Origin of the sequence: Mesorhizobium sp. M0522 (genome assembly GCF_040321085.1) — a bacterium.
In the GTDB taxonomy this organism is placed as follows: Bacteria; Pseudomonadota; Alphaproteobacteria; order Rhizobiales; family Rhizobiaceae; genus Mesorhizobium.
Genome location: NZ_JAMYQW010000023.1, coordinates 68095 through 94781, shown reverse-complemented (window position 1 = coordinate 94781; position 26687 = coordinate 68095). Strand labels below are relative to the sequence as shown.

29 protein-coding genes and 1 pseudogene are annotated in these 26687 nt (G+C 62.1%); 11 read left to right on the top strand and 19 right to left on the bottom strand.

Going from position 1 to position 26687, the window contains the following annotated elements:
• The first annotated feature begins 187 nt into the window (after positions 1 to 187).
• The gene (locus NKI58_RS22785) at positions 188 to 1810 is read left to right on the top strand and encodes an FAD-binding oxidoreductase (RefSeq protein WP_352788187.1); all 1623 of its coding nucleotides are present in this window, start codon (positions 188 to 190) and stop codon (positions 1808 to 1810) included.
• A gap of 8 nt (positions 1811 to 1818) precedes the next feature.
• On the opposite strand, the pseudogene NKI58_RS22780 reads toward NKI58_RS22785, so the two are convergent.
• The 3 genes and pseudogenes from NKI58_RS22780 to NKI58_RS22770 all read right to left on the bottom strand — a co-directional run bounded on the left by NKI58_RS22780 (position 1819) and on the right by NKI58_RS22770 (position 4067).
• Positions 1819 to 2335: pseudogene (locus tag NKI58_RS22780) on the bottom strand (hypothetical protein).
• A gap of 160 nt (positions 2336 to 2495) precedes the next feature.
• Positions 2496 to 3626: a hypothetical protein gene (locus NKI58_RS22775; RefSeq protein WP_352788189.1), complete on the bottom strand. Its 1131-nt coding sequence runs from the start codon at positions 3624 to 3626 to the stop codon at positions 2496 to 2498.
• A gap of 6 nt (positions 3627 to 3632) precedes the next feature.
• Positions 3633 to 4067 carry a DUF4383 domain-containing protein gene (locus NKI58_RS22770; protein ID WP_023678391.1) on the bottom strand — a complete coding sequence of 145 codons (435 nt, stop codon included), beginning with the start codon at positions 4065 to 4067 and terminating at the stop codon, positions 3633 to 3635.
• A gap of 736 nt (positions 4068 to 4803) precedes the next feature.
• Between NKI58_RS22770 and NKI58_RS22765 the strand changes: the two genes are divergently transcribed.
• Positions 4804 to 5742: a diacylglycerol/lipid kinase family protein gene (locus tag NKI58_RS22765; RefSeq protein ID WP_023678389.1), complete on the top strand. Its 939-nt coding sequence runs from the start codon at positions 4804 to 4806 to the stop codon at positions 5740 to 5742.
• 92 nt (positions 5743 to 5834) lie between these two features.
• Here NKI58_RS22765 and NKI58_RS22760 read toward each other — a convergent pair whose 3' ends face one another.
• From NKI58_RS22760 to NKI58_RS22740, 5 genes are all read right to left on the bottom strand, one after another.
• The gene (locus NKI58_RS22760) at positions 5835 to 6758 is read right to left on the bottom strand and encodes an NAD(P)-dependent oxidoreductase (RefSeq protein WP_023678388.1); all 924 of its coding nucleotides are present in this window, start codon (positions 6756 to 6758) and stop codon (positions 5835 to 5837) included.
• Complete coding sequence (locus tag NKI58_RS22755) at positions 6755 to 7966, bottom strand: mandelate racemase/muconate lactonizing enzyme family protein (RefSeq protein WP_352788194.1); 1212 nt, start codon at positions 7964 to 7966, stop codon at positions 6755 to 6757. Before NKI58_RS22755 ends, NKI58_RS22760 begins: the two co-directional genes overlap by 4 nt.
• Entirely contained in the window at positions 7963 to 9579 is a 1617-nt protein-coding gene (locus tag NKI58_RS22750) for a GMC family oxidoreductase (protein ID WP_352853767.1), read from the bottom strand. Before NKI58_RS22750 ends, NKI58_RS22755 begins: the two co-directional genes overlap by 4 nt.
• A gap of 483 nt (positions 9580 to 10062) precedes the next feature.
• Positions 10063 to 10542 carry a GNAT family N-acetyltransferase gene (locus NKI58_RS22745; RefSeq protein ID WP_352853774.1) on the bottom strand — a complete coding sequence of 160 codons (480 nt, stop codon included), beginning with the start codon at positions 10540 to 10542 and terminating at the stop codon, positions 10063 to 10065.
• A 211-nt stretch (positions 10543 to 10753) separates the two neighbouring features.
• Positions 10754 to 11545: an alpha/beta fold hydrolase gene (locus tag NKI58_RS22740; RefSeq protein WP_352788200.1), complete on the bottom strand. Its 792-nt coding sequence runs from the start codon at positions 11543 to 11545 to the stop codon at positions 10754 to 10756.
• Between the two features lie 105 nt (positions 11546 to 11650).
• Between NKI58_RS22740 and NKI58_RS22735 the strand changes: the two genes are divergently transcribed.
• The 4 genes from NKI58_RS22735 to NKI58_RS22720 all read left to right on the top strand — a co-directional run bounded on the left by NKI58_RS22735 (position 11651) and on the right by NKI58_RS22720 (position 14390).
• Positions 11651 to 12604, top strand: coding sequence for a LysR family transcriptional regulator (locus NKI58_RS22735; protein ID WP_352788202.1), 954 nt, complete (start codon positions 11651 to 11653; stop codon positions 12602 to 12604).
• Positions 12605 to 12729: 125 nt separating this feature from the next.
• Entirely contained in the window at positions 12730 to 13392 is a 663-nt protein-coding gene (locus NKI58_RS22730; protein WP_352637211.1) for a hypothetical protein, read from the top strand.
• Between the two features lie 138 nt (positions 13393 to 13530).
• Complete coding sequence (locus NKI58_RS22725) at positions 13531 to 13926, top strand: acyl-CoA thioesterase (RefSeq protein ID WP_023678380.1); 396 nt, start codon at positions 13531 to 13533, stop codon at positions 13924 to 13926.
• 143 nt (positions 13927 to 14069) lie between these two features.
• Positions 14070 to 14390, top strand: a complete 321-nt coding sequence (locus tag NKI58_RS22720; protein WP_023719143.1) for a hypothetical protein — start codon at positions 14070 to 14072, stop codon at positions 14388 to 14390.
• Between the two features lie 49 nt (positions 14391 to 14439).
• Here the strand turns inward: NKI58_RS22720 and NKI58_RS22715 are convergent, their stop codons facing one another.
• Positions 14440 to 14808 (bottom strand): winged helix-turn-helix transcriptional regulator, encoded by a 369-nt coding sequence (locus NKI58_RS22715; protein WP_023678378.1) that lies wholly within the window; start codon positions 14806 to 14808, stop codon positions 14440 to 14442.
• 91 nt (positions 14809 to 14899) lie between these two features.
• Here NKI58_RS22715 and NKI58_RS22710 point away from each other — a divergent pair, with 91 nt between their 5' ends.
• Positions 14900 to 15505, top strand: coding sequence for an NADPH-dependent FMN reductase (locus NKI58_RS22710; RefSeq protein ID WP_023678377.1), 606 nt, complete (start codon positions 14900 to 14902; stop codon positions 15503 to 15505).
• A 74-nt stretch (positions 15506 to 15579) separates the two neighbouring features.
• Here NKI58_RS22710 and NKI58_RS22705 read toward each other — a convergent pair whose 3' ends face one another.
• The gene (locus tag NKI58_RS22705; RefSeq protein WP_352788204.1) at positions 15580 to 15972 is read right to left on the bottom strand and encodes a winged helix-turn-helix transcriptional regulator; all 393 of its coding nucleotides are present in this window, start codon (positions 15970 to 15972) and stop codon (positions 15580 to 15582) included.
• A gap of 98 nt (positions 15973 to 16070) precedes the next feature.
• On the opposite strand from NKI58_RS22705, the gene NKI58_RS22700 reads away from it, so the two are divergent.
• The gene (locus NKI58_RS22700) at positions 16071 to 17051 is read left to right on the top strand and encodes a quinone oxidoreductase family protein (protein WP_352825135.1); all 981 of its coding nucleotides are present in this window, start codon (positions 16071 to 16073) and stop codon (positions 17049 to 17051) included.
• A gap of 49 nt (positions 17052 to 17100) precedes the next feature.
• Here the strand turns inward: NKI58_RS22700 and NKI58_RS22695 are convergent, their stop codons facing one another.
• The 5 genes from NKI58_RS22695 to NKI58_RS22675 all read right to left on the bottom strand — a co-directional run bounded on the left by NKI58_RS22695 (position 17101) and on the right by NKI58_RS22675 (position 20232).
• On the bottom strand, positions 17101 to 17691 hold the full coding sequence (locus NKI58_RS22695) for an HAD family acid phosphatase (RefSeq protein ID WP_352788207.1): 591 nt from the start codon (positions 17689 to 17691) through the stop codon (positions 17101 to 17103).
• Between the two features lie 368 nt (positions 17692 to 18059).
• Positions 18060 to 18494, bottom strand: coding sequence for an FKBP-type peptidyl-prolyl cis-trans isomerase (locus NKI58_RS22690; protein WP_352575815.1), 435 nt, complete (start codon positions 18492 to 18494; stop codon positions 18060 to 18062).
• 234 nt (positions 18495 to 18728) lie between these two features.
• Positions 18729 to 19454 carry an SDR family oxidoreductase gene (locus tag NKI58_RS22685; RefSeq protein ID WP_352788210.1) on the bottom strand — a complete coding sequence of 242 codons (726 nt, stop codon included), beginning with the start codon at positions 19452 to 19454 and terminating at the stop codon, positions 18729 to 18731.
• A 34-nt stretch (positions 19455 to 19488) separates the two neighbouring features.
• Positions 19489 to 19974 (bottom strand): VOC family protein, encoded by a 486-nt coding sequence (locus tag NKI58_RS22680; protein WP_352456958.1) that lies wholly within the window; start codon positions 19972 to 19974, stop codon positions 19489 to 19491.
• A 72-nt stretch (positions 19975 to 20046) separates the two neighbouring features.
• Positions 20047 to 20232 (bottom strand): DUF1127 domain-containing protein, encoded by a 186-nt coding sequence (locus NKI58_RS22675; protein ID WP_352456959.1) that lies wholly within the window; start codon positions 20230 to 20232, stop codon positions 20047 to 20049.
• A gap of 207 nt (positions 20233 to 20439) precedes the next feature.
• On the opposite strand from NKI58_RS22675, the gene gcvA reads away from it, so the two are divergent.
• Positions 20440 to 21333, top strand: coding sequence for a transcriptional regulator GcvA (gene gcvA / locus NKI58_RS22670; RefSeq protein WP_352456973.1), 894 nt, complete (start codon positions 20440 to 20442; stop codon positions 21331 to 21333).
• Positions 21334 to 21372: 39 nt separating this feature from the next.
• Here the strand turns inward: gcvA and NKI58_RS22665 are convergent, their stop codons facing one another.
• The 3 genes from NKI58_RS22665 to NKI58_RS22655 form a co-directional block, all read right to left on the bottom strand.
• Positions 21373 to 22155 carry a class I SAM-dependent methyltransferase gene (locus tag NKI58_RS22665; RefSeq protein ID WP_352456960.1) on the bottom strand — a complete coding sequence of 261 codons (783 nt, stop codon included), beginning with the start codon at positions 22153 to 22155 and terminating at the stop codon, positions 21373 to 21375.
• 84 nt (positions 22156 to 22239) lie between these two features.
• The gene (locus tag NKI58_RS22660) at positions 22240 to 22713 is read right to left on the bottom strand and encodes a VOC family protein (protein ID WP_352450557.1); all 474 of its coding nucleotides are present in this window, start codon (positions 22711 to 22713) and stop codon (positions 22240 to 22242) included.
• Between the two features lie 258 nt (positions 22714 to 22971).
• Positions 22972 to 24969 (bottom strand): ABC transporter ATP-binding protein/permease, encoded by a 1998-nt coding sequence (locus NKI58_RS22655; RefSeq protein WP_352788213.1) that lies wholly within the window; start codon positions 24967 to 24969, stop codon positions 22972 to 22974.
• A gap of 428 nt (positions 24970 to 25397) precedes the next feature.
• On the opposite strand from NKI58_RS22655, the gene NKI58_RS22650 reads away from it, so the two are divergent.
• Positions 25398 to 25688 (top strand): hypothetical protein, encoded by a 291-nt coding sequence (locus NKI58_RS22650; RefSeq protein ID WP_352450454.1) that lies wholly within the window; start codon positions 25398 to 25400, stop codon positions 25686 to 25688.
• A 52-nt stretch (positions 25689 to 25740) separates the two neighbouring features.
• On the opposite strand, the gene NKI58_RS22645 is transcribed toward NKI58_RS22650, so the two are convergent.
• A complete protein-coding gene (locus NKI58_RS22645) occupies positions 25741 to 26034 on the bottom strand; it encodes a hypothetical protein (RefSeq protein ID WP_352456963.1) in 294 nt (97 codons plus the stop codon).
• A gap of 190 nt (positions 26035 to 26224) precedes the next feature.
• Between NKI58_RS22645 and arr the strand changes: the two genes are divergently transcribed.
• Complete coding sequence (gene arr / locus NKI58_RS22640; protein WP_352456964.1) at positions 26225 to 26632, top strand: NAD(+)--rifampin ADP-ribosyltransferase; 408 nt, start codon at positions 26225 to 26227, stop codon at positions 26630 to 26632.
• Positions 26633 to 26687: the final 55 nt, after the last annotated feature.

Genomic DNA, 26687 nt, shown 5'->3' with positions numbered 1-26687 from the left:
TGGGCGCCCTTACAATGGTCAGCATCATCATGGATCCGTTCGTATTTTCAATCATAGCGCGAAAACTACCTTCATTGCAACCATAAGAAAATGCTCCTGATGCCGCAACTGCCGCTAGTTCTGCTACGCACTCCGGCTATGGTTTTTGCCGGAAGCTCGCGCTATCTCTGAGGCAGCGAGGGGTGTCATGGTCGAAGAACGCAAGGGGTTTCGCCTGTCGCGGCGGCTGCTGCTGGGTGCGGCGGTGGTCGGCGGCGCGATGCTATGGGGTGGCACGACCGTGGCGCGCCTGGCGCGCGGTCCGTCGGGTCAGAAGAATTCCGGGCGCATCGCCGACATTGACGGGATCGACCTGGCGCAGAAGCCGCTGGAGGGCCCGCCAGCCTACGATCCGGCGCTGCCATGGCTGACCAAGGGCGGCAACATCAACGATGCCAGCGGTCTGTCGATGACACCGGTCTATGGCGTTATCGAAGTCAGCGAGGAAGACCACATCGCGAGCGCGCTGGCCTTTGCCCGCGCCAATAGCCTGAAGGTCTCGGTCGCGGCGGTGCGCCATTCGATGGGCGGCCACGCCTTCGACGACAACGCGCTGGTCCTCGACATGCGCAAATTCAACAAGGTCAGTGTCGACCCGACGGCGAAGACGATCACCTTGCAGCCGGGCGCGCGCTGGCACGACATCCAGAACCTTTTGCACCCGCGCTTCGCGGTGAAGGCGATGCAGTCGACCGACATCTTTTCGGTCGGCGGCTCGCTGTCGGTCAACGCGCATGGCATGGACCACCAGGCCGGCTCGGTCGCCGGCTCGATCCGATCGATGCGGGTGATGCTGGCGGACGGTTCGATGACGACCTGCTCACCGGCCGAAAATACCGAGCTGTTCCGCCACGTCGTCGGCGGCTACGGCCTGTTCGGCGTGGTGCTGGAGGCGACACTCGACATCGTCGACAACGCCGTCTACCGGACCTCGCGCGAGATCATCAAATCGGACGATTTCCCGACGTTCTTCGCCGAGGTTCTGGAGCCAAACAGGGCGATCGGTCTGTTTTATGGGCATCTGTCGACTGCGCCGGGCAATTTCCTCGAGGATATGATCGTCTACCGCTATGACAAGGTGGCCGACCAGCCGCCGGCCGACCAGCCGGCAATCGGTGAACCGGGTTCGGTCGGGCTCAAGCGGGTGATCATCAACCTGGCGAAATGGGGCAGCCTGTTCCAGGAGCTGAAATGGTTTACCGAAAAGACGCTGGAGCCGCAATTCGAGAGCTGCACGGTGGCGCGGACGACGGCAATGGCCGAGGGCGAGGCCTGCCTCGTCACGCGCAACAATCCGATGCACGATTCAGTGCCCTATCTGTTCAACGATCTGCTCGATGAGACCGATATCCTGCACGAGTATTTCATCCCGCGGGCGGCCTATAACCCGTTCATCGCGAAAGCGCGCGAGATCCTGCGCAACCAGACCCTGCCGGTGCTCAACGCGTCGGTACGCATCGTCCACAAGGAGGATGTGGCGCTGAATTATGCGCCGGAGCCGGCCTATTCGCTGGTGCTCTACATCAATCAGCCGACAGACGCCGACGGCAATGCCAGGATGCGGGCGCTGACAAGGGCGCTGATCGACGTGACGATCAAGCATGGCGGGCGTTTTTTCCTGCCCTACCAGCTCCACTACACAGGCAAGGAACTGCTTGCCTCCTATCCGGAACTGCCGTCCTTCCTGGCGAAGAAGCTGCAATACGATCCGGGCGAGCTGTTTTCGTCGATTTTTTATCGCGCCGTCAAGGCACTGATCGGCACGGCCTGAAGCGGCGGCTACAGACCGTCAGGCAGCTTCGCCGCCAGCCAGTTCGCCGAACGCCTGGCGATGCCGATCGTTGCCCGATGCGGCGCGGCCGAGATCGGTCTTGACCACGGCGTAGCCGGCCTTCGTGCGGTAGAGCACGGCGCGGCCGCCATCGACCGCCGCTTCATAGGCGACCGGCCGGACGGCTTCCGTTTCCGTCGCCGTGGCCTGCGTTCCGACCGCAGCACTGGGCCGATGGCTCAGTTCCGGTGGCAGCGGGTCTGTCGCTGCGGTGCTGGCCGTCGTCAATTCAGGCTCGGAAGCGGTCACAGCGAGCTGCGATGACGAAGACGAGTTCTGTGTCCGGCAGATGCCGGAGACCAGCGGATAGTCGAAATTGCGCTCGTGCAGCATCTGGCTTTTCATCGCCGCTTCGCATTCGGCGATGGTCGACCATTTGGCGGGCGTCTCGCCGATATATTCGCAAAGCCTGGCGTCGCAGTCGCAGCCGACGATGGTCATGGCGACAAGGGCGGTCTTGATCACGGTCTTGTCCCTCCGAGTTGCCTGGCACATGTGCGCAAGACAACGTGTCTACGGCATCATCAATCGTTGCGGAACAAGGCGGGATTTGGCCGCGATTGTGGAATGAGCGTGGCGGAGCATCACGCAACGTCTTGCCGAGGCCGGCTGTGACCGAAAGGCCTCAGTAATCGTAGACATGCTCGAGCCTGGCGCCCGCCGTCATCAGCGCCGGCAGCACGATGTGCAGCTTGCGCACGGCGACAGTCAGCCCGGTGCGGCGCGTCGAAGGTTCCGCCGGAAGCGGGTAGCTGAACAAGGTGCGTGCACCTTCGGGAACATTGATCTCGCCATTGGAAAGCATGGTGACCATGATCTCGTCATTGCCGCCGATCTCGACGAAGGAGACGCCCTTGTCGATCAGGCGCGGGATCATGTCGGTGAACACCTGATAGCGCCTGGTGACGAAGACCGTGCCGTCGGCGCCGAGATCGCGCTCCAGCAAGGTGTCGGGTTCGTTGCGCGTCACTTCCCCGACCGGACCCTTGGCCCAGACATGAATGTCGAGCAGGGCCGGGTCGGTGGTGGCGGCGAGCGCCGACTTGATCAGATCGGCGTAGCCCTGCTTGATCGTGTCGGCGAGGCCGAAGGCGAGCTTGCGTTCGCCGGTACGGAAGGCGCTGTCGTCCGGCGCCGGCTGGACGGCTAACAGGCCGGCACGTTTTTCGGCATAGGGAAACTGGTACCACGGCACCTGGTCGAGAAAACCGGCATAATCGGCCGCGACCTTGGCCTGGTAGATATCGACGGCGGTGCGCTTGCCGGCTGTCGCTTCGGTGACGCGGCCGATCGTATTTTCATAGGCCCACTGGATGGCGTGCTCGATCGTGTGGCTGGTGCCGATGACCACCAGCATCTGGTGGTTGTCGAGGTTGAACTTGTAGGTGGAGCTGGCGCGGATGACCATCGCATAGTCCTGCCAGAAGCGGCCGATATAGGAGAGATAGGGAAAACCGCTCGGCTGGTTCTTGTCGACAAAGCCGGCATATTCGCGGGCGGCGTAGACGATGGCCCATTCCGGATAGGTGAGAAAGGTCGATTCCTCCGGCCGTTGGTAGCCGGGGATCTCGGCACGGACCTTGTCGGCCAGCGCCTTTGGCGGAGCACCCTCGGCGATGCCCGGCAATGGTGTTGTGTCCAGCGACGGCGTGGTGAGAAAGCCGTAGGCCAGCCCGGCGATCGGGATCAACACGACAATGACGACGAGCCAGAGGATCGCCTTGATGATGCGCTTCAGCCAGCGGAACAGGAACATGGCTGGTCAGGCCGTGGCGAAATGGTCGTACACACGTTTCGACAGCCAGAACCCGACGTAGACGGCGAAGCCGCCGATGACGATGTGCGGCAGGTTGGCGAAGAAGCGGGCCGGGAATTCGATGTCGTTCAGGGAGCGGAAGCCGTTGATGAAGATGCCGCCATCGAGGCAGCCGGAACCGGTGACCAGGCCGAGCACGCCGTCGAACAGATAGACCGAGCCGAACAGCTTGAAATAGAACACCGCCTGGCGGTGCGAGATGAAAGCGGCGGCCAGCGCCCAGACGCCGGAGAAGGCGTGCAGCAAATCATCATACCATTGCAGCGAGAACAGGCCGAACAGATTGCCGCCGGCATCGTTGAAGGCCGGCACATAGCCGATGGCAACAACGCCGAAGAACAGGAAAGCATAGGCAACGGCAAGCCTCTGGATGAGCGTCATGAAATGTCCCCCTGCCGTCAGCCCCTTTAAACGGCCCCCGACGACAAATGGATAGTAGCTGATTTTGGCGCAGCGTGAAGCGTCGCCGGCAAAATCGTCAGGCGGGGCCACAAAGACAGTCGGCGCCGGGATTTCTCCCAGCGCCTCCCTGTCAGATCAGGACACGGTCGCGGCAGCAACTCCCGAAAGATGTCGCGCCATGCCGGCCTTGATTTTGACGGTCCTGCCAGTCGCCGCCCGAAGGCAGCGTCCGTTCCGGACCACGCCGGTCTCCACTCTTGCGAGCTTTGCCCAGCGCGCCATCGAAGGTTTTTGCCGTCCTTCATGGCAGCATCGGTCCGCCGTCGGCGTTCGCACGCTTTCCGCGGCCCCGTAGGTCTCGGCGTCCATCCCTCCAACAAGCAAGCCTGTTCTCGTTCAGGGCCGTACGGGCCTCAGGAAATCCGCCGTTCCGCTTTGCCTTTCGGCGTGGCGATCGGTAGCCGCCTGAGATGGGTTTTAACGTACGTCGGATAAGCGTTTGGCGGAACTGCCGCATGCCTGTGGATAGCGGGATTATCGGGGACTGACCCTGCCAAAATAGCGACTTTCCAATCTCTGCCGCCGCCAGCCGGGATTTGCCGCCTCGATGCCGAAGCCGCATTGTCAGACATTCGATCTTGCCCCGCGGCCCGGCGCGGGCTTCAATGCCGGCAAATGAGTGGAAGGCGTGTTCGATGGCCTTGGGGAGGCGGGCTTGAAGGTCGCGGTGGTTCTCAATCCGATCGCCGGCGGCGGCAGGCTCAAGCGGCATTGGCCCGAGGTTGCGGCTTCGCTGAAAAGACATTTCGGCGATTTCGAGCTGCGTGAAACGCAGGCCGAGGGGGATGCCGAACGGCTGGCGCTCGACCTTGCCGCCATCGGCTTCGAGCTGGTGATCGCGGCCGGCGGCGACGGCACCGCCAGCGAGGTTGCCGACGGGCTGCTGAAGGCTTTCCGGGAAAGCGGCCGGACGGCCGAACTTGGGCTGCTGCCTTGCGGCACCGGCATCGACTTCGCCCGCGGGCTCGGCCTGTCGAACAATGTCGATCTGACGCTGAAGCGGATTGCCGAGGCCAAGCCGCGCAAGGTCGATGCCGGCTGCATCAGCTATGTCGACGACCACGGCGCGCTGGCCAGCCGCCATTTCATCAACATCGCCAGCCTCGGGCTTTCCGGCGCTACCGACCGCGCGGTCAACGCCGACAAGCGCAAGGGCAAGGTTTCGGCCAAGGCGCTGTTCTACTGGCGCACGGTCTGGGAATTCCTTCGCTACCGCTTCCAGGACGTTGCGATCACCATCGACGACGGTGCCCCGGTCGAGGCGCGAATGGCGCTGGTGGCGGTGGCCAACGGGAAATTCTTCGGCGGCGGCATGATGATTGCGCCCGACGCCGAGCTTAACGACGGCGAGTTCGACATCGTCATCCTGCGCGCCGCCGGCAAGCTGAAGCTGATCTGGGACATCCGCCTGCTCTATGGCGGGCGGCACCGCAACCATCCGGCGATCACCATCCTGCGCGGCAAGAAAGTGGTTGTCGAGCCGCTCGGCGATGTGCAAAAGAACGCCGCGCTGATCGACATAGACGGCGAATCGCCGGGTCGCATACCGGCGACCTTCGAGATCCTGCCCGGCGCATTGACGCTGAGATATTGAATCAAGGCGTTGAGACTTTGATTCAGTTGACTGCGGCTCTGGTTCCGGCGATCTCTCCAATCGACTGAAATCGATTGAAAATCCGGCCAATATCAACTTGCGAGTTTAGCCGGGAAACCGGGTGCGCGCAGGTCGGTGCCGACGGCATCCTCGAGCAGTTTCACGATCATCGTCGACCAGGCGCTGCCGCCATAGTCCTGCTTGCCTTGCCTGAAGATTGCGTCGACGCGCGAGGCAAGCTCGAGCGGCACGCCGAATTTTTCACCCATGCCGAGCGCGAAGCCGAGATCCTTCAACGCCAAGTCCATGGTGAAGCCGATGTCGTAGGAGCCGTTCAGCACCAGCTGGCTTTCGGTCTCATGGACGAAGCTGTTGCCGGAGGAGGCGACGATGGCGTGATAGGACTGGGCAAGGTCGAGCCCGCCCTTTTTGGCCAGCATCAGCGCTTCGCCGGCGGCGACCAGATGGATGAAGGCCAGCATGTTGGTGATGACCTTGATCACCGCCGCCGAGCCGATCGGACCCATCAGGAACGAGCGCGCGCACATCGCCTCGACGGCAGGGCGGTGGCGCGCATAAAGCGCTGCGTCGCCGCCGACCAGCGCGGTGATCTGTCCGACGGCTGCCAGATGCACGCCGCCGGTGACCGGGCATTCGAGCGTCTCGACGCCTCTTGCCGAGGCGAGGGATGCAAGGCGCACGATCTCGTCTTGGCCATTGGTCGACATCTCGATCCAACTGCCGCCTGCGGGCAGGCCTTCGAGCAATCCGCCGGGGCCGGCCAGCACCGCCTCGCTGACTTTTGGCGAGGGCAGGCAGGTGATGGCATTGCCGGCGCGGCCAGCGGCATCAGCCGGGCTGTTGGCGGCATCGGCACCAAGCATCACCAGCCGCTCGACGGCCGCCGGGTCGCGGTCGAATACGGTGACGGCAAAGCCGTTGTGGATCAGGTTGGCGGCGAGCTGGCCGCCGAGATGGCCAAGACCGACGAAGGCATAGCTCTGACGCGCGCTCACGGCATCAGCGGCGTCTGCAGCATCTGCAAATGCAGGTCCTTGCCGGTCCAGGGATGCGCCTCGCAGACGGCTTCGTCGAGTTCGACACCGAGGCCTGGCTCCTTCGACGGGATGACGTTGCCGTCCTGCCATTCGATCTTCTTCTTGAGCAGCTTCGCGTGAAAACCGTCCCACTGTTTCAGCGATTCCAGAATGAGGAAGTTGGGCAGCGTTACCGCGAGCTGGATGTTGGCGGCGCCGACGATCGGTCCGCAATAGCAGTGCGGCGCGACCTGGATGTGATAGGCCTCGGCCATGGCGGCGATCTTCTTGGTTTCGAGAATGCCGCCGGAGCGGCCAAGGTCGGGCTGAAGAATGGTCGCCGCACGGTTCTCGATGACGCGGGCAAACTCGAATTTTGTGGTCAGTCTTTCCCCTGTCGCGATCGGGATCGACGTGCCCCTTGCCACTTGAGCCATGACCTCGGGCATGTCGGGCGGCACCGGCTCCTCGAACCACAGCGGATCATAGGGCTCGATGGCGCGGGCCAGGCGCAGCGCGCCCGATGCGGTGAACTGGCCGTGGGTGCCGAACAGGATGTCGGCTCTGGTGCCGACCGCCTCGCGGATCGCCTTGACCATGCGGGCGGAGAGGTCGACGTCGACGAGGCGCGGCTGGTGGCCGTCAAAGGCGGTGTAGGGGCCGGCCGGGTCGAGCTTGACCGCACTAAAACCCTGCTCGACATACTCGAGCGCGCAGGCGGCGGCCATATCGGGATCGTTGTAGACGTTCTTGCCGCGCGCGTCCTCGGAGTGGACGCTGCCGCTGTGCGGGTAAAGGTAGGTATAGGAACGCAGCGTTTCGTGTACCTGGCCGCCAAGCAGCTTGTAGACCGGCTTGCCGGCCTCTTTGCCGATAATGTCCCAGCAGGCGATTTCGAGCGCCGAAAAGCATCCCATCCCGGACACGTCGGGGCGCTGGGTGAAGCCGGACGAATAGGCGCGGCGGAAGAAATTCTCGACGTCGTGCGGATCGCGGCCGATCAGATAACGTTCCGCCATGTCCTCAACCATCTTCACCGTGACATGGGCCGAGAAGGTGGCGTTGTAGGCTTCGCCATAGCCAACGACGCCGCCATCGGTGGTGAGCTTGACGAAGATGAAATACTTGCCGCCGATGCCGGGCGGCGGATTGCCGACCACCCAGGTCTTGACGTCGGTGATTTTCATTTTTGATCCTCCAGAACCAGTTCGGCGCCCTTCCAGCCGGTCATGATAGCGGCGGCGTTGGTGTTGCCGGTGATGTTGTCGGGAAAAATGGAGGCATCGATGACGCGCAAGGCCTGGATGCCGTGCACCTTGAGGCGCGGATCGACGACGGCGTGCGCCGGGTCCGGCCCCATGCGGCAGGTCGAGACCGGGTGGTAGACGGTGCCCGAGCGCTTCCTGAAATCCTGGATCAAATCGGAATCCGAGGTGATCGACGGACCCGGCAAAACCTCCTCCTCGATGATCTCGGCCATCGCCGGCATCGAGGCGATCTTCCGGACGAATTTCACCGCCGCCAGCATTTCAGCGACATCCGCCTCGGTCGAAAAGGCATTGGCGACGATTTTGGGATAATCGCGCGGATTGGCGGAGCGGATCATGATTTCGCTGCGGCTCGACGGACGGCAATTGGACAGGCCGATGGAAAAGCCCGGCCATGGATCGGGCGTCAGGATCGGGCGTTCGCCGCTCTTCGGAATGACGGTCGAAAACGCCTGGAAATAGAGCTGCATGTTGGGCCGTGCCGCGGCCGAGTCGGTGCGGAAGAAGCCGCCGGCATTGTTCATCGACAGCGACAGCGGACCCGATCGCAGGAGGACATATTGCATGCCGACCAGCAGCTTGCCCCACCACGGGCGCAGGATCTGGTTGAGCGTCGGCAGCCTGCCCTTGAAAGTGTAGTTGATGCCGACATGGTCCTGCAGGTTTGCCCCGACATTTTCGTTGGCGTGAACGACAGGAATGCCCAGACCAGCAAGAAGCGCCGACGGGCCGATGCCTGAAAGCTGTAGCAATTGGGGCGAATTCACCGAACCGCCGGAGAGAATGACCTCGCGGCCGGCGCGGGCGGTCTTTGTCTCGCCATTCTGGAGATATTCGATGCCGACGGCGCGCTTGCCCTCAAACAGGATCTTTGTCGCCAGCGCGTTGATCTCGACGCGGACGTTTTTGCGCTTCATCGCCGGGTGCAGGAAGGCGCGCGCCGCCGACATGCGGCGGCCGTTCCTGGTAGTGATCTGGTAGACGCCGACGCCTTCCTGGAAGGCGCCGTTGAAATCCGGGTTGAGCGGCAGGCCGGCTTGATTGGCGGCGGCGAGATAGCGCTTGGTGAGCGGATGGACGGAGGTCGAGCAGTCGGTGATATGCAGCGGCCCGCCGACGCCGCGCCATTGGTCGGCGCCGGCCTGGTTGTCCTCCAGCGCCTTGAACGCAGGCAGCAGGTCGTCGAAGCCCCAGCCGGGATTGCCGGCATCCCGCCAGGCATCGAAATCCTCGCGCGCGCCCCTGATCCAGACCATGGCGTTGATCGAACTCGAGCCGCCGAGCAGCTTGCCGCGCGGCCAGTGGTCGACATTGCCGGCGAGGCCGGGGTCCGGCTCGGCCTTGTAGTTCCAGTTGACCGCCGGGTCGAAGAAGGTCTTGCCGTAGCCGAGCGGCATCTGCACGTAGAAGCGGCGGTCGCTGCCGCCGGCTTCCAGCACCAGCACCGAGAAGCGGCCGGAAGCCGACAATCTTTCGGCCAGGACCGAGCCGGCCGAACCGGAGCCAACGATGATGAAATCATAGGTCTGCATGATGGATGCCGCCGGCTCCGTATTTTCGCCCAGCCTAGACGCGGCAAGCCGCCGTCATCACCGGAGCTTCCGGCATCGCTTGTGAAAAAAGCGACCGGCGCGATGCTCGGAGTTTTCATCCAGCGGTGATTAGCCGTCCAGTCTTCGTTTGGTCAATTCGACTTGATAGACGCTTCGCGGATGTCGATTGCGTCGCCATATGTTGAGATGTAACCAGCGCCAAATACCCGAATATTGCAAGCAGGCCCCACAAAATTCCAAGCACATTGATCGAGACAAAAATAACCACAAATCCAACTGCAGCCACGGTGTAATATAAGACGGAGGCCCAGACATATTTATCCATTTGAGAGCTACTCATCTATCAGTCCTGGTTAGACGATTCGGTTCATCCGTTGTCGAGAATCTGCGGCCGATCGGCGATCTGACACTCAGGACGCTGGCCATGCCTTCGCTGTGCTTTTTCGACAAGCCGTCCGAGCATCACAGGCGATGATCGGCAATCTGCTTGAAATCATAGCGCATGATCGGGCGGGCCGGCGTTCTGCGAGCGACGACCCTGAACCCGGCGCGCGCGAAGGTGGAGGCATATCCGCTGCCGGAAGCACTCGGCGATACGTCGGCCTCGAAAGGATAGGCTTCGAGTGCCGGAGCATTTGCGCGCCTTGCGACTTCCAGTGCTTCCGCAATCAGCTGGAATGTTACGCCCCGCCTGCGGTATCGTTTTCGCACGTAGAGGCAGGACAGGGACCAGACCGGCCTGTCGTCCACGCGCTTGAGCTGCCATAGCCGATCGAGCCAGGGCAGGGCATCTCGCGGTGTCACCTGACACCAGCCGACAGCCACATCGCCGTCGAAAGCAAGCAAACCCGGAGGCGGACCATGCTGGACGGCTTGCCGGAACGCTGCCTTGTTTTCCTCGCCGGGTCTCTTTCGGTAAGAACGACCGATCCGTCCGTACATACACCAACAGCGACTGCAGACGGCGCTGTCACCGAACAGGTCCTCGAGCGCCGGCCACAGATCGGGCGTTAATGGGCGAAAGCCAAGTTCCATGTCAGCCGTCATCCGCTACCTACCTTGCCCAGTCTAGCCTGAGCTACGCGTTAGTGCATCATAGGTTGCGGTCCATGCGGGGGATGTTCGAAAACGGGGTTTCACTCAGTGCTCCATCTCAGCGCAGAAAACCAAGCACGGCCTCCATGAATTCGGCGGGGTACTCGACGTTCGACAAGTGGACCGCGGGCAGGACAACCAGTTTCGCGCCGGGCACCGTCGCCGCGATTAGCTCGCTATGGCTGGCGGCTGTCACAGTGTCGTGCCGGCCGGCGATTACCAGTGTTGGCCTGGAAATCAGCGCTATGGTTCGGCGAAGGTCCGCATCGCGAACCGCCGCGAACAAACCAGCCAAGCCTTGCCGGTCGATAGCCAGCAGCATGGCGCGAAATTCTTCGATGACGGGCCCGTTGGCCGCCAGCATTTTTGCAGGAAACCAGTTGCCCAGGAACATCTCGGCGGTTTCCGCCATGTCTGGCGCCTGCAGCACGGCGGCAATCCGCTCGTCAAACTGCTTTGCCGGTCCGAGGTAGGATGAGGTGTTGCTCAGGATCAAGCGCTCGATCCGCTCGCGCGCGTGGATGCCGAGCCACTGCCCGACGAAGCCGCCCAACGACAGACCGAGGAAGTGTACGCGTTCAATGCCCAGGGCATCGAGCAACTCGATCACGTCGCGGCCAAGCCGGTCGAGCGAATAAGCGCCGGCCGGAACGCTTGACCCTCCGTGGCCGCGAAAGTCATAGCGCAGAACACGGAAATGCTTCGACAGCTCATTGACCTGCATGTCCCACATCCGCAGTGTGGTGGCGATGGAATTCGACAGCATCAGCACGGGGTTCCCGGCGTCGCCGTCGATGCGGTAGGCGATGCGTGTGCCATCGCCGACGGTCACGAAATCCAGCTCATTCATGGTGAATACACCTTCCTTCTGGAGCGTTGAATGTGGCAAAGCCTAGCTGCGGCGCGCTTTTGATGATATTACAAAGATAGGACTATCTCTGTAATGTAAGCTGACATGGCCGAATTCACCCTGCACGACCTGCAATGCTTCGATGCCGTGGTCCGCTGCGGCGGCTTTCAGCCTGCGGCGGCCATGCTGCATCGCTCGCACCCGGCTGTGTTCGCAGCCATTGCAAAGCTGGAGCGGCAACTCGACCTCGTTCTTTTGGATCGCAGCGGCTATCGCGTGCGCCCCACCGAGGCAGGGCTGTCGTTCCATCGCAGGGCACAATCGCTGCTGCGCGAGCTCGAGGGCTTGCGGCTTCATGCTGCTCAGCTGTCAATGGGCGAAGAAAGCGAGATCCATGTGGTGATCGGCGACCTTTGCCCGCGCCCGCAGGCATTGGGCATGCTCGGACGGTTCTTCGCCCAGTGTCCGGGCACACGCCTGCACCTGCATTTCGAGGCGGTGGGCGGCCCGTGGGAGCGCCTCTTCGATGACGAAGCCGATTTGATCCTGCACTGGATCGACAAGAGCGATCCGCGGGTGGAATGGATCGATCTGTGCAAGGTGCCCTTCGTCCCAGTAGTAGCGTCGGGCTTTCTGCCGGAACGCATCAAGCACCCCATCACGCCGGATCAGATGCACGCGTTCACCCAATGTGTCATGCGCGACACGGCCCGCCATTCACCGCAACAAGACTACTTCATGATCGAGGGTGCGCCTCAATGCATGGTGGCCGATCAGGGGATGAAGAAGGAAATCATCCTGCAGGGCCTCGGATGGGGCCACATGCCCCGCTTCCTGATCGAGGAAGAGCTGCGCAACGGACGCCTGCAATCCGTTGCCGGCCGTCATCTGCCAGGCCGTACCGAGGAGTTGGTGGTGGCGCGCCGCCGCGACCGGCCGCACGGGCCGATCTCGAACCGGCTGTGGGATCATATCGAGCAAGAGGCGCCGACGTTGCGCCGAGCGCTCGAACGTCGGACACCTGTCCGGCACGCAAAGCAAGGGCTCGGCATCGAGTGAATTCTTCGAGGCCGTTCAGTCTATCGGTAGGTAGAACCGTAATTCCTATATTGTTGTTATCTCAGTCCTTCATTAGGGTCTGCTGCATCTGACAAAATCGGCGACGCTCACGTGAAGAGTCTCAAATGCGCCTCATCTTTTTATTGCCGCTTCTCGCATCTCTCGCGTCGTCGACCGTTTTGGCGGAGGAGGTCTATCACAACGTGGCCAGCCAAGATTCATTGGCTCGCGCCGACATACTCGGCCGCATGATGAACGCGCTGACGAGACACAAGAAATTTGACGACAAATGCGATTTGGCTCCGCTGATAGATATTAAGGCGTTCGAAAATTACTACAAAAAGCTGACTTGGAGCCTTAGTCCTTCAGACCTCGCACTAGTACAAAAGCACTACTCCGACGCACAAACCACTTGGAGCGCCAAAGGCGGCGGGGTACCCGGAACAGAGTGCGATGACCTCAGCTATGAAATTCTAGATTTAGATATTGGAACCTCGAATCCCCGCGACGAGATGCTAAGTCTACTCAATGCGGCGCCGCGTGGCAGTTCACAGTACAAAATCTATGCAGCGGCGGTGGCATGGGGTGGATATCTCCAAGCGTTCATCACTTGCCCCGATTACTCTGTCAGTTCGAACGCTGTGGAGAAAATGCAAAAAAATAATATGGATGAGTTTCGAGTCCCGTACCTGTTGGCAAGGATGGCCGCCGTTAAAGCCCCTCCTGATTGTCGAGATATAGAGCCTTTCGCACGTGATGGCGGGGTGTATCGCCCTAGAAGCAAGTGAGAAGTCCATCGATTACGCACTCTATCGTTAGTACGTGCGCCGCGCACCATACCGGCAACCCAGGTGCGGAGAGCGCGTTGACGTATCATCGTCCCGCCGATACGGATCGGGACAATCGATCGCAAAGGTTTTTTCAGCATGGTGCATTACGCGGACGGGCGGCCGATCGGCGATCTGACGCTCAGGACGCTGGCCATGCCTTCCGACGCCAATGCGGCAGGCGACATTTTTGGCGGCTGGGTGATGGCGCAGATGGATCTCGCCTGCGGCATCCGCGCCGCCGAGCGCGCCAAGGGCCGCGTGGTGACGGCGGCGGTGAAGGAAATGTCCTTCGCCAAGCCGATGAAGATCGGCGACACGCTGTGCATCTATACGCATGTCGAACGCGTCGGCCGCACCTCGATGACGCTCAAGGTCGAGGCCTGGGCGCAGCGCTATCTCTCCGACCTGATGGAGAAGGTCACCCATGCCGACTTCGTCATGGTGGCGCTGGACGGCGAAGGCAAGCCGAAGGCGGTTCCGGCCGAAGGCTGACCCGGCCTGATTCCAGACGACGGATTTAAACAGCCGTCTCTCCCGCGCGGGGGATGCGGACAGCGATCCCGCGTGGTCTTTGGCTAACGGGTTCCCGCATGCGCGCCTGGAGCGCGACCGACGGGATCTTGGGAGGAAAGACAATGCGTCAACACATGCTGAACGCTGCCCTGGCGGGTGCCTTTGCAGCCTTGCTCTGCCTGTCGTCCGCAAGCGCTTTTGCCGAGGTCAAAAAAGGCGATCCAGGCGCCACCTGCACGTCGGAAAACCGCACCATCAACGGGCAGGCGGCCAAGTGCGAGATCTGCTCGGCGACGAAATGCGACACCAGCGGCACGACGGTGAGCAATTGCCGCAAGGAGACGACCACGACCTGCACGATTGGCGGCAAGGTGGTCAGTCCCAACCCGAAATGGAATCGGATCGAGAAGCTGCCGAAGAGCAAGATGCAGTTACAGCAGTAGGGCTCGTCCGGAGGATCCCGACAGGTTCAAACCCTTGCAGCACAAGGGTTCAGCTGTGCATGGCGTCGAACTTCTCGCGCGCCGCCTTGACGCGCTCGGTGTTCTTGCGTGCCCATTCGCCGAGCGCATCGACCGGCACCAGCAGTTCGTAGCCAAGATCGGTCAATTCGTAGTCGACCCGCGGCGGGATGGTCGGGAACACGGTGCGCGTAACGAAGCCGTCGCGCTCGAGCCCGCGCAAGGTCGTGGTCAGCATCTTTTGCGAAATGCCGCCGACCGCGCTGCGCAACTCGTTGAAACGCAGCGGCCCGTTGCCAAGCTTGCCGACCACGAGCACCGTCCATTTGTCGCCGACGCGCTGCAGGATTTCCGAGATGGCGCGGCAGTCCTCGGTGCGGTGCGGGTGCCTTGGTAACAAAAAAGTGCCTCCTTGCACATTGAGCGGCCAGTTACTCATATAGCTCAGGTATCTAAACGATACCAGTATTCCCGTAAGGAGAGCCCCCTCTATGTCAAAACCCAAAATCGCCATCATCATTGGTTCAACCCGCGCGGCCCGCTTTGCCGACGTCCCGACCCAATGGATTGCCAAGATAGCCAAGTCGCACGCCGACATCGACGTCGAAGTCGTCGACCTGCGCGACTTTCCGCTGCCGTTCTTCGATGAGGTCGCATCCTCCGCCTGGGTGCCGTCGCAGAACGAAGTGGCGCAGCGCTGGCAAAAGAAGGTCGCCGGATTCGACGGCTTCATCTTCACCGCCGCCGAATACAATCATGGCCCGACGGCCGTGCTGAAGAACGCCATCGACTACGCCGCCAACGAGTGGAACAAGAAGCCGGCCGGCTTTGTCGGCTATGGCAGCGTCGGTGGCGCGCGCGCGGTCGAGCAGCTGAGGCTGCATGCGGTCGAGTTGCAGATGGCGCCGGTGAAGTCCGCCGTACACATCGCCTGGGCCGATTTCCTTGCCGTCAAGCAAGGCGACAAGAAGCTCGATGAGTTCGAGCACCTCAACCAGGCGGCAACCGCGCTGGTCAACGACATTGCATGGTGGGCCAGGGTGCTGAAGACGGCGCGTCAGGCCGATGCCGTCGCCGAGGAAGTCAAGGCGGCCTGAGCACAGGTTCGAGCACTCCTCCCAAGGATTAATTCTCCCAAGCATTGGGGCGGCGCATGCGCCGCCCTTTTTGTTCACACGGCATGGGCGTCCTGCGCTTGCCGTGGTCTGATGATGCAATCGGCAAGGCGGTCCATCTCATTCAGCTCGTCGGCATGATGCTGGCCCCACTGGCAAAGTGCCAGCAGGATCGGCTCGAGGCTGAGGCCGAGCCGCGTCGCCGAATATTCGACGCGCGAGGGGATCTCGGCAAAGATCTCGCGGCGGACGAGGCCGTGCTCTTCCATTTCGCGAAGCTGCTGGATCAGCACTTTCTGGGTGATGCCGGGCATCAGCACCTGCAGCGCCGACAGCCGCCGCGGCCCGTCGAAGAGATGGTAGAGGATGATCGCTTTCCAGCGGCCCGAAATCACTTTCAGCGCGCGCTCCGCCGGCAATATCGGCAGTCTCTTGATCGGCTTGGCCATGGTCACCTCCCGGTCAGCAGCGGACAAATTGGTGTGTAGTCGAAGCCAGGCAGATAGTGGCAAACAGCGGCCGATGCCAACAGCGATCGGTGCATGCGATGATAGCCATTCAACTGAGCCGCTTCGGCGGGCCCGACGTTCTCGACATAGTCGCGGTGCCGAAGCCTGAGCCGCAAGCCGGCGAGGTCTTGGTCCGCGTTCATGCGGCCGGGGTGAATTTCTTCGAAGTGCTGATGCGCGCGGATCGCTATGCGGTGACGCCGCAACTGCCGATGATCCCTGGCGTCGAGGCCGCCGGGATCGTGGAGGCGCTTGGGCAGGGGGTGGACGCTTCCTTGCTCGGCACGCGCGTCGCCGCGCCGTTGTTCGCCTCGAGCCGCCCGTTTGGCGGCTATGCCGAGTATGTGACGATCGACGCAAGCCTGGCCGTGCCCTTGCCGGATTCGCTCTCGTTCGAAAACGCGACGGCATTGATGGTGCAAGGACTGACGGCATTGTATCTATCGCGGCAAAGCCCGCCGGCCGGCAGATCGGTGCTGGTCGCCGCTGCCGCGGGCGGCATCGGTTCGTTGCTCGTCCAGCTTGCCAAGCGCGCCGGCGCGAGCCGTGTCATCGCGGCAGCCGGCAGCAAGGCCAAGCTCGACCTTACTTTGTCGCTGGGAGCCGATGCTGCCGTCGAATACAGCAACACGGATTGGCCGGTGCACGTCCGGGCAGCCACAGGTGGCGCCGGCGTCGACATCATCTACGACATTGTCGGCGGCCCGCTGACGGCGGTTGCGCTGGAGGCTCTGGCACCTCGCGGAGAGTTGGTGTTTGCAGCACTTGGCAGATACGCGCTCGGCGCCCCGGAGATGGAGGCGATGATCGGCCGCAACCAGTCGCTGAAGGGTTTTGCCCTGCTGCCGTTGCTGTCTACGGACGGGCTCCGTGACGGCCTTTTGGAGCTGTTCGATCTGGCCGCTGGTGGTCAGCTTGTGGTGACCAAAGGTGGCCGCTTCCCGCTCGACCAGGCCAGCCACGCGCATCGCCTGCTGGACGAGCGCGGCGCGACCGGCAAGGTCGTGTTGATACCTTAGTAGGTGCTCGGCAAGGAGCCGAGGATCCGGGCTTGTGCCGTTCCGGCCGTCAGCGAACCCGGTAGAACGGATTAGGCAGCAGGAACAGCTTCTCGGCATGCCCGCCGAACAGGTCGGATGGCTGGTCACCGACATTGGCAATTATCGTGTAGCCGGCCTTTTCGATTTCGGCCCTTATGGGTGCCTTGAAATCTGCGGCGGAGCCGAATTTGGCCCCAGGCTGGACCATGTAAAGGTGCTCGTAGCCGGCATAGCCGGCCGACTGCAGGTTCTGTTCGGTTGCCTGACGCTGGTCCTCCGGACGTCCGGTGATGAAGAACACCGCGACTTTCGCCGTTCGTGCCTGCCGGAAGACCTCCAGCACGGCGTCGATGGCCGGATCCTTCGCAAGCTGATCCCAGGCGGCCCAGCCACAGGGACCATCGATTGCGATGTCGCAGGCGCCGCCGATCGGGCGGCCGAAATTGTCACGTGTGATCACTTCCCAGTTGGCCAATGCCGTCTCGTCGATGTCGAGCACCAGTGCGGGGCGAGGCACCTCCATTGCGCGCTTGACGACCCAGTCGCCTGCCTGCTTCGCCACAGCGGCAAGGTCGCGATCATAGTCGCCGGAATCATGATAATTGGCAGCCGCCAGCATCGCATCGCCGACATTGGCTGGCTGGGACGGGCTTGTGAGAAGGAGCGAGTCGGAACGTGCCGGCGCAGGAACATTTGTGCCAATCATCAGCACGATTGCCCCGACACGCGCAATTCTATTCCAACCAATCGCCCGCATCACGGGACTTTGCGGTCACGAGAAGTCGGCTGTCAAGCGAGGTCTTCCACAGGTCCTCGAGACCGCGACGCTGAATTGGACATTCCAGATGCCGAATGTCTCTATGGGTTGCTGCACGCTACACGATTTCCGCCGTCGCGGTCTTTGCCTCCGACAGGTGACGCACCGCCGGAACCGCCGGTCGAAATGCGTCACCCGAAAATCATGGCCGTTACGCGCTTTGCCGTGCCCTACGCCGCCTGAACGATCTCGACCAGTTCAACGTCGAACACGAGATCGCGTCCGGCCAACGGATGATTGCCGTCGAGCTTGACGCTGGTGTCGTCCACGCCGACGACTGTTACCGGCATCGGGCGCCCTTCCGGGGTTCTGACCTGCAATCGAGCGCCGATATCGACATTGATGTTGTCTGGTACGCGGGCGCGTTCGACGGTCATGACCGCTTCGGGGCGGTGGGGGCCATAGGCGGCCTCGGCGGGAATGGTGACGGTGCTTTTCGCGCCCACCTCCATACCTTCGACATGGGTTTCGAGACCGGCGATCACTTGTCCTTCACCCAACGTGAATTGCAGCGGTTCGTTGCCGGAAGAATCAAACTGAGTGCCGTCAGCCAGGCGGCCATTGTAATTGATGCGCACGGTGTCGCCATTCTTGGCCTGTGTCATGATAGCCATCCTTTGAAAGTTTCGAGGGGCCGGCCAGAGCTCACGGTCCCGTCCTCGATCATCCACACACTTAGGTGCGCGGCGCGAAACGCTAAAACTAGGGACCTGGCTGCCGATGTAAACCCCGATTGAGCTACACCGGCATGACCCGCCGGCGTTCGTCGCCTTCGGCAGCAGTGCACCGGACTAGCAGTCATGCCGGCTCAACCCATTCAGGCGGCGTGCAAATGGCGGCTAGATCAGGTTATGGCCGCCATCGATGCGGATCGTCTCGCCGGTCGTGAAGTCGCTTTCCATGAGGTAGAGGTAGGCGGCGGCGACGTCCGCAGCGGTCGGAATTTTTCTCGATGGCAACCGGGCAGCCATGTCGGCAAAGAAGCTGGATTTGGCTGCTCCAACAATGTCCCACATCGGTGTGTCGACCCATCCGGGCGACACGACATTGACGCGCGCCGGGGCCAGTTCGAGCGCCAGGGCGCGGGCGAAGTAGCTGAATGAGCCGGCAATCGCGGAGACGACCGAGCCTCCCGGCACCGGCGGCCGATCCTTATTTATTCCCGAGGTGAAGGTCATCGAGCCGCCGGCTTTCAGGGTGCGCACAGCGTGCTTGGAGAGCAAGACGGCGCCAATCAGCTTGTTATCGACGAAGCCTCGCACAGCCTCCATGTCGGTACTGCCGATGGGATCGCCCGGGGGCAGTGTTCCGGCGGTCGATACGAGGAGATCGAAGGGACCGACCTCGTCGAACAGGCGAGCGACGTTCGCTTCGTCGGTCATGTCGGCGACCACGCTCGTCACGCGGCCCGCATTGAGCGTCCGTTCGGCAGCCAGCAGTTTCTCGGGCGAGCGTCCGACGATCACGACCTTCGCTCCGCCGTTGAGAGCAGCTTCCGCGACGCCGAGACCGATGCCGGAACTACCGCCGACGACGATGACTTTCCTGTCCACGAGCGATGTCATGAGGGTTCTCCGTTCGTTGCGATTGCGGTGAGGGTCAGGCCTTGCCGGCATAGGCGGCTTCGAGCTCGGCGATGATGATCTTGCGCATCCCGTACATCGCCTGCCGGACGCGGTTGGCCTTTTCGCGGTCCGGATCGGCACTGAGCCGCGGCAGGATTTCTGGGATGACCTGCCAGTAGACGCCGTATCTGTCGGTGAGCCAGCCGCAGGGTTGTGCCCTGCCTCCGCCGGCGGTGAGCGCCTCATAGTAGTAGTCGGTCTCAGCCTGGTCCCTGGTCTCGATGTAGAGCGAGAGCCGCTCGTTGAAGGGCGGCTGCGGCCCGGCATTGAGCGCAGTAAGGTGCAGTCCTTCGAGCTCGAAATCGAAGGTGGCATGCGGGACCGTCTTGTTGGTTCCGGACACCCAGTCGGTGTATTCGATGGTCTGGAGCGCTTTGCTGTTCTTGAAGACCGAGAGATAGAAGTCGCGGGCTTGCTCCGCATCGGTGTTGAACCAGAGGAATGGGTGGATGGTGGCCATGTCCGTTCTCCGTTAATTCCTTGCGACAGCGATCTTTTGCGAAGACCCTGTCCGCTGTTGCTTTCGTTTAGGCTAGCGGTAGTCCGACGGCCGATGGACCGAGCCGTCCCAGTCGCGGGCAAATCCGAGGTCTTCGAGCCGGCGGGTCGAGAAGCGTGCAATCTGCCGCCCGGTCCGGCGCCGGCTGCTCGAGGCGAGGATGCGGCCGGCCATGCCGGTCAGGACGTCGACGATGGGTTCAACTCGTTTGGCGTTCATGGTGCTCTCCCAGAGTGGCGGCAGTTTTGGTTTCAGCAGTTGCCCCGCGACTTTCGTCAGCGAGAGTATCAGTCACATCAAACTCGCCTTTTGCAGCGGCGGTGAATGACTGATTACGCGAGCAAACATGCCGGCTTCTGGCCTGGACGACAAACGACTTATCGGCGACAATGTGTGAGCATCACTCACACGTACAGGTATCGATCCATGCCCCGGAAGCTGCCTCCCCTCACCACCTTGCCAAGTTTCGAGGCCGCGGCGCGCCTGTTGAGTTTCTCCAAGGCGGCAGAGGAACTTCATGTCACCCACGGTGCGATCAGCCGGGCGATCAAGAATCTTGAGGATCAGCTCGGTGTGCAGCTGTTCGAGCGCGGTACGCGTTCGGTGAGCCTGACAGCCGTCGGCGAACCCTATGCGCGGGCGGTGCGCGAGGCGCTCGCCCAGTTGGCCACCGCCACCGCTGCAGCAACAGCCCGCTATTCGAGCTCGACATTGAACGTCAGCACCTCCGATGGCTTTGCGGGGAGATGGCTGGTGCCGCGCCTCTATCGCTTTCACCGTGCGCATGGCGACCTCGATGTGCGGGTTTCGACGAGCGGGAAGCTGACCAACTTCCTCGGCGACGGCATCGATGTTGCCGTCCGTTATGGCAACGGAAACTATCCGGGGCTAACGTCGGAGTTCCTCACCGGCGAGGAGGTGTTTCCAGTGTGCAGCCCAAAGCTTCTTGAGGGTGCACATCCGCTCCGCACGCCTCAGGACCTCAAACACCACACGCTGATCCGTGACAGCTTTCCGATCGACTGGGCGACCTGGCTAGCAAGCGCCGGGGTCGAGGGCGTTGACCCGCAGAGCGGGATTACCTTTGACTCTGCCACCTTTGCCATGGAGTCGGCCGCACAAGGCGAGGGGGTGGTGCTCGGCCGGACCATGCTCGTTGCGGCCGACCTTGCCGCCGGGCGGCTCGTCCGCCCCTTCGGCCACGCCCTGAAATCCCCCTCCAGCTTCTATTTCGTCTACCCGCCAGAGGCGATCCGTCAGCGCAAAGTCAAGGCTTTTCGGGATTGGCTGCTCTCAGAAGTCGCGCCGCAAATGGACTGACGGGAAGGCCGAGAGAACAGGATCGTCTACATCGCGCAGTCACCATCGGCTCGCCCGAAACGCGGTGACGATCCAGGCACGCGAGTCGAAAAGCACACCGTCCGCGGTCAAATGCGCGTCGAGCAGATCGCGCAACCGCCGCAGCGGCGCGTCGACATCCACATCTGCGCGGGCGAGCGGATCCTTGACCAGTTGCAGGCCAAGCAAAGCGTCATAGGCCACATCGACGTCCTGGCCGTAGAAGACCGGCTCATGCACTTCGGCAAAGTCGACCGAAACAAAACCGGATGCACGCAAGATCTCCGCGGTGATGGCGGGGTCGCCAAGCGAAAACGGGGTGGCGGCGCCCCCCGATATGGCGGTCCCCGGCGCAATTGCCCGCTGAATGGCAGTTGCCCACTCGTTACGGTCCTGGCATCGCCATACCATCCACACAAGACGTGCCCCTGGTCGCATCGCCCGGGCGATATTGGCGAACGCCGCCGCCGGATCGGCAAAGAACATCACTCCAAATCGACTAATGCACAGATCGAAGCCGGCAGGCGGAAATACCAGCAATTGCGCATCGCCGCGCTCAAAGGCGACGTTTCGCAATCCCTCTTTCGCGCTACACTTCCGGGCGATCTCGAGCATCTCGGCCGATACGTCCACGCCGAGCACGCTGCCTTCCACCGCGACACGGGCAGCATCACGAGAGGATTGTCCCGAACCGCATCCGATATCGAGCACGCGATCGCGCGTTCCCACCTTGACCGCAGCCCTGAAGACCTCGTTGTGCCGTCGCAGTTCGGCGTCGTAAAACGCAGCGCAGTTCAGCACCATTGCACGCCTGCCTGGAGATGATGGGCCGGCAGCATTTCCGGCCGCTCTGCCCTGATCTTTTCGCGTCGGGCCACCCCCGAACTGTCAGCCGCGCCGCGCCGCCTCGATCGCTGCAACGTCGATTTTCTTCATCTCCATCATCGCCTCGAATGCGCGCTTTGCTTCATCGCCGCCGGCGGCCATCGCTTCGGTCAGCACGCGCGGCGTGATTTGCCAGGAGATGCCCCATTTGTCCTTGCACCAGCCGCAGGCACTTTCCTGGCCGCCATTGCCGACGATGGCGTTCCAATAGCGGTCGGTCTCCTGCTGATCGTCGGTGGCGATCTGGAAGGAGAAGGCTTCGTTGTGTTTAAACGCGGGCCCGCCATTGAGGCCGAGACAGGGGATGCCGGCGACCGTGAACTCGACCGTCAGCACGTCGCCTGCCTTGCCGGACGGGTAGTCGCTGGGAGCGCGGTGGACGGATTTCACCGAACTGTCGGGAAAAATCTCGGAATAGAAGCGGGCCGCAGCCTCGGCGTCCTTGTCGTACCAAAGGCAGATCGTGTTCTTGGCGATTGTCATTGCTGGTCCCTTTGCTTTCGAAATCAATCGGGGCTTTTGAAATCAACCCGGGTTTTTCACAGCTGGCCTCGGCGTTGCACCGGACATGGAAATGCGCTCGTGCCATCGACGTTCCGGCAGCAGCAGCTGCCCGGAATCAAGGTACCACGGCTGGTGCTTTCAGGACCAGATGCGGGCAGTGACTCGAATCGGCGATGGTCCGCCTGCTCCGACCGGCGGCCTCACTCTTTGCGTAGGGCAGCGCCGCTTTGCTCAAGGTCGCGCTGGCTTTCCGTTGGCGCGCCGTTGCCTCAGAAGGCGCATGAGCAAGTTCCGTCTGTCCTTGCGCGGGACGAGTTCGATATCGCTGACAAGTTTTGCGCCGCCCTTGTGCCGCTCCAATGTGATCTTGCGGCTGTGGAAGGCCTCCAGCTCGGCGCGGTGCGCTACGCTTATGATGGTGACCTTCGGCAATTCGCGAATAATCATCTCCATCATCTTGTCCTGGCTCTTCTCGTCGAGTGCCGACGTTGCCTCGTCCAGCACGATGATATCGGGGCGGTGCAGCAGAAGACGCGCGAAGGCGAGGCGCTGCTTTTCGCCACCCGACAAGGTCTGGTCCCATGGCGCGTCCTCCTCGATCCGGTCGTTGAGGTAGTCGAGTCCCACCTTGTCGAGGGCAGCCTTGATCTTATCCAGCGTCCAGTTGTCGGCGGCGCCTGGATAGGCGACAGCGCGGCGAAGCGTCCCGGTCGGGATGTAGGGACGTTGCGGCAACATGAACAACCGTCTGTCGGCGCGGATGTTGACGCTGCCGCTACCCCATGGCCACAGACCCGCGACGGCCCGCACCAACGTACTCTTGCCCGAGCCGGATTCGCCGGCGACGAGCACCCGCTCGCCTGGTTCGATCACGACCTCGGTTTCCTTGACCACGGCGGTGCCGTCGTCGAGCGACACGGAGAGATTGTTCAGGCTGAGCATCGCATCGCCGCCGGTCTCGCCGCGCTTTATGCGTCCCAGCGTGTTGCTCTGTTCCGCGCGCTCGAGCCCGTCGAGCGACATCATCAGCGAGGCGATGCGCCGTGCACAGGCGTTCCAATCGGCGAGACGGGGATAGTTGTCGACCAGCCATCCGAACGCGCCCTGCACGATGGCAAAGGCCGAGGCAGCCTGCATGACCTGTCCAAGTGTCATGCTGCCTTCGAGGAACTTTGGAGCGCAAAGCAAGACCGGCACGACAGGCGCAAACAGGCTCGACCCCTGAGACACCAGCGCCGTGCGCATGTGCTGGCCTGCAAGGAGCGCCCATTGCCTGAGCACATGGGCAAATGTCTTGTCCATGCCGCTGCGCTCCTCCTCCTCGCCGCCGAGCAATGCGATGCTCTCGCCGTTTTCCCGCACGCGCGTCAGCGTGTAGCGGAACTCGGCTTCCGCCTGATTTTTTCCCTCGGAGAGGTGGACGAAATGGCGGCCAATGACCGCCATCGAAGTGGACGTGATCGCGGAATAGAGCACTGCGGTGATGACCAGGAAGCCGGGAATGGTGACCGTCGAACCTGCAATCGTCAGGGTCAGGGCGCCGCCGATCGTCCACAGCACCACGATGAAGGTCGAGGCCGACAGAAATGCGACGATGACACCGGCGATGAAATCGACGGGCGATTCGGTGGCAATCCGCAAATCCTCGGCGATGCGGGCTTCGGGGTTGCTATGATCGCCGCCGACGAGGTTCAGCTGATAGTAGCGGCCGCTTGCGAGCCAGCGCGCGATGACCGCGGTGGTGAGCCAGGACCGCCAGCGGCGCTGTATCCTCATGCGAAAGAAGACTTGTGCCACCACAAGGCTGGCGCTTCCGATCACGAGTGGCAGGAATACGGCGCTCAGCCAATATACGGTGTGGGCATTGCGTTGCTCAATGGCGTCGAAAATTGCGCGATTCCAGACATTGATCCCATACTGGAAGCCGACATTGGCGACGATCAGGACCAACAGCCCGATCGTCAACGGCCAGGCGACCCTGTCGCCACTGCCGCTCCAGTAACCGCGCGCGCTGATCCAGAAGCGCTTAAGCAGGTATCTCTTGCGCGCCCGCTCGGCCTCTTCAGGTGTCAGCTCAGGATCGGGTTCGGTGACATCCGGCGGCGGCGCGGGCTCGCCGACGACCTCGGACGCGATTTCGACAGTCGACTGTTTCTCGCGGCGCGACTTCTCGGCATCGCGCGATTGGGCGCCGTCAACCGATTTCAGCTTAAATTTAGCCTCGGGCATCCGGCGATAACGGCTTAAAAATCAGAAGGTTTCATAGCGTCCGCTCGAGATCCCAGATGCCAACAACGCCAAGGCTTCTCAGCTGTTCCGGTGCTCGCAGCAGCCTATGGTCGTTCTCGATGACAGGCTTTGATCGTTGCGGGGCAGACCGCCGAGCGTCGGCTGCGGGTCAGTCTGCAACAAAGCATCACCTGCTGCGGTCTCGAGAATTCGCTTCAGGCTCTCAAGATTTGTCCGCATGCTGCATTCGAAGAGGCTGGACGCAAGCGGCGCGAGAAGTGCCATCGGCCCGAGTCAACAGGATCGAGGAGGAGAGATCATCTCGATTGCGATTGCGAGCATCTGCTGCCCAGCCGGACCGCGCCAGCCCCGAGTTCCGGAACAAGGGTGCGATTTTGCCGTTGAGCCAGAAACTGGAAGCGACCCGCATGTCCGAATTGCCGAATGAAGAGATCGAAGGGCGGCTGAACGCCCAGCGCGAGACTCTGGCGCTGGTCGTTGCGCTGCTTGCCAGCAAGGATACGGCACCCGAGCGAATATGGGCCGAACTGGAGGCCCGTTTTCAGTTTCAGAACAGTCAGGAGGACCCTGGCGTCCTGCCAAGCCGCGCATTCGCCATCGAAGCTGCGAAGATGCGGGAGTTCAAGCTGATCGCCGAAGAGGCGCAGGCGCGCAATGCGGAATGGAACGGCAGGGACAAGCCACAGGGCGCCAGCTGAAACCCCGGAGAGTGGATGCAGGACCGGCTATTTTACAATGACTGAGCAAGCGTCAGCTTTGCTGCAAAAGTGTACGTGCCAACTCTTGCCATTCCTCGTCAAGCGTTAAGGTCGACGGCGCCGCCTTGCTGCGGCGATACCAATATTCCGCATTCGACTGGTCGCCTTCCTTGCGGTGGAGATAGGCATGCACGTGCATGCCCGCCGTATCGTCGCGCTGCTGCGCGCACTCGTGCGCCTTAGCCCAATCGCCCTTTGCATCCCACCACAGCGCCTGCAGGGCAGGGCTCAAGCCGGCTGGCGGCTGTGGTTTCGCAATCGAATCCCTGAAGGCTTGCAGATCCATTTTTCCACCTCGGTAAGATGCAGAGCGCCAATAATACCCGCACCGGCAGCCGACCGAAAGCGTGCTTTGGGCGGGATGACCGGAATGGGCGGACGTCCGATAACCGAACGGCCAGACGGTTGATTCGATGACGTGCATGAAATAGTGCGCGCCACGACACCATGACGCCTGAGACAGCGAGGATGAGCCGATGACAGCCTCCGACAAGCCGCGCCAATTCTACCACGGCACCCGGGCCGATCTTAAGCCGGGAGACCTGATCGAAGCCGGTTACAGCTCCAATTACGGGGCGCGAAAGCAGGCAGCCTGGGTCTATCTAACCGGCACTCTGGATGCGGCTATCTGGGGTGCAGAACTGGCCGCCGGTGACGGACGCGAAAGGATCTACATCGTGGAACCAACCGGCCCGGTCATGGACGACCCCAATCTTACGGACAAGAAATTTCCCGGCAATCCGACGCAGTCCTATCGCTGCCGCGAGCCGCTCAGGATCACGGGCGAGGTCACCGAGTGGCAGGGCCACTCCCCCGAGCGGCTGAAAGAGATGAAGGACCATCTCGAACGGCTGAAGGCACAAGGTATCGAGGCAATCGATTGATCGCTGAGTTCTGCGATTGCCAAGCTTGGCTCTGACCTACGGTCGGCGGCAGTCC

Bases quoted from the DNA above. Each gene is read 5' to 3' on its own strand.
- NKI58_RS22710 (WP_023678377.1), top strand. From the start codon at position 14,900: ATGTCAAAACCCAAAATCGCCATCATCATTGGTTCAACCCGCGCGGCC.
- NKI58_RS22730 (WP_352637211.1), top strand. From the start codon at position 12,730: ATGCGCCTCATCTTTTTATTGCCGCTTCTCGCATCTCTCGCGTCGTCG.
- NKI58_RS22705 (WP_352788204.1), bottom strand. From the start codon at position 15,972: ATGGCCAAGCCGATCAAGAGACTGCCGATATTGCCGGCGGAGCGCGCG.
- NKI58_RS22695 (WP_352788207.1), bottom strand. From the start codon at position 17,691: ATGCTGGCGGCTGCCAATTATCATGATTCCGGCGACTATGATCGCGAC.
- NKI58_RS22735 (WP_352788202.1), top strand. From the start codon at position 11,651: ATGGCCGAATTCACCCTGCACGACCTGCAATGCTTCGATGCCGTGGTC.
- NKI58_RS22740 (WP_352788200.1), bottom strand. From the start codon at position 11,545: ATGAATGAGCTGGATTTCGTGACCGTCGGCGATGGCACACGCATCGCC.
- NKI58_RS22750 (WP_352853767.1), bottom strand. From the start codon at position 9,579: ATGCAGACCTATGATTTCATCATCGTTGGCTCCGGTTCGGCCGGCTCG.
- NKI58_RS22745 (WP_352853774.1), bottom strand. From the start codon at position 10,542: ATGTACGGACGGATCGGTCGTTCTTACCGAAAGAGACCCGGCGAGGAA.
- NKI58_RS22685 (WP_352788210.1), bottom strand. From the start codon at position 19,454: ATGACATCGCTCGTGGACAGGAAAGTCATCGTCGTCGGCGGTAGTTCC.
- NKI58_RS22700 (WP_352825135.1), top strand. From the start codon at position 16,071: ATGATAGCCATTCAACTGAGCCGCTTCGGCGGGCCCGACGTTCTCGAC.
- NKI58_RS22770 (WP_023678391.1), bottom strand. From the start codon at position 4,067: ATGACGCTCATCCAGAGGCTTGCCGTTGCCTATGCTTTCCTGTTCTTC.
- NKI58_RS22655 (WP_352788213.1), bottom strand. From the start codon at position 24,969: ATGCCCGAGGCTAAATTTAAGCTGAAATCGGTTGACGGCGCCCAATCG.
- NKI58_RS22775 (WP_352788189.1), bottom strand. From the start codon at position 3,626: ATGTTCCTGTTCCGCTGGCTGAAGCGCATCATCAAGGCGATCCTCTGG.
- NKI58_RS22680 (WP_352456958.1), bottom strand. From the start codon at position 19,974: ATGGCCACCATCCACCCATTCCTCTGGTTCAACACCGATGCGGAGCAA.
- NKI58_RS22665 (WP_352456960.1), bottom strand. From the start codon at position 22,155: ATGGTGCTGAACTGCGCTGCGTTTTACGACGCCGAACTGCGACGGCAC.
- NKI58_RS22690 (WP_352575815.1), bottom strand. From the start codon at position 18,494: ATGACACAGGCCAAGAATGGCGACACCGTGCGCATCAATTACAATGGC.
- NKI58_RS22785 (WP_352788187.1), top strand. From the start codon at position 188: ATGGTCGAAGAACGCAAGGGGTTTCGCCTGTCGCGGCGGCTGCTGCTG.
- NKI58_RS22645 (WP_352456963.1), bottom strand. From the start codon at position 26,034: ATGGATCTGCAAGCCTTCAGGGATTCGATTGCGAAACCACAGCCGCCA.
- NKI58_RS22675 (WP_352456959.1), bottom strand. From the start codon at position 20,232: ATGAACGCCAAACGAGTTGAACCCATCGTCGACGTCCTGACCGGCATG.
- NKI58_RS22720 (WP_023719143.1), top strand. From the start codon at position 14,070: ATGCGTCAACACATGCTGAACGCTGCCCTGGCGGGTGCCTTTGCAGCC.
- gcvA (WP_352456973.1), top strand. From the start codon at position 20,440: ATGCCCCGGAAGCTGCCTCCCCTCACCACCTTGCCAAGTTTCGAGGCC.
- arr (WP_352456964.1), top strand. From the start codon at position 26,225: ATGACAGCCTCCGACAAGCCGCGCCAATTCTACCACGGCACCCGGGCC.
- NKI58_RS22650 (WP_352450454.1), top strand. From the start codon at position 25,398: ATGTCCGAATTGCCGAATGAAGAGATCGAAGGGCGGCTGAACGCCCAG.
- NKI58_RS22755 (WP_352788194.1), bottom strand. From the start codon at position 7,966: ATGAAAATCACCGACGTCAAGACCTGGGTGGTCGGCAATCCGCCGCCC.
- NKI58_RS22725 (WP_023678380.1), top strand. From the start codon at position 13,531: ATGGTGCATTACGCGGACGGGCGGCCGATCGGCGATCTGACGCTCAGG.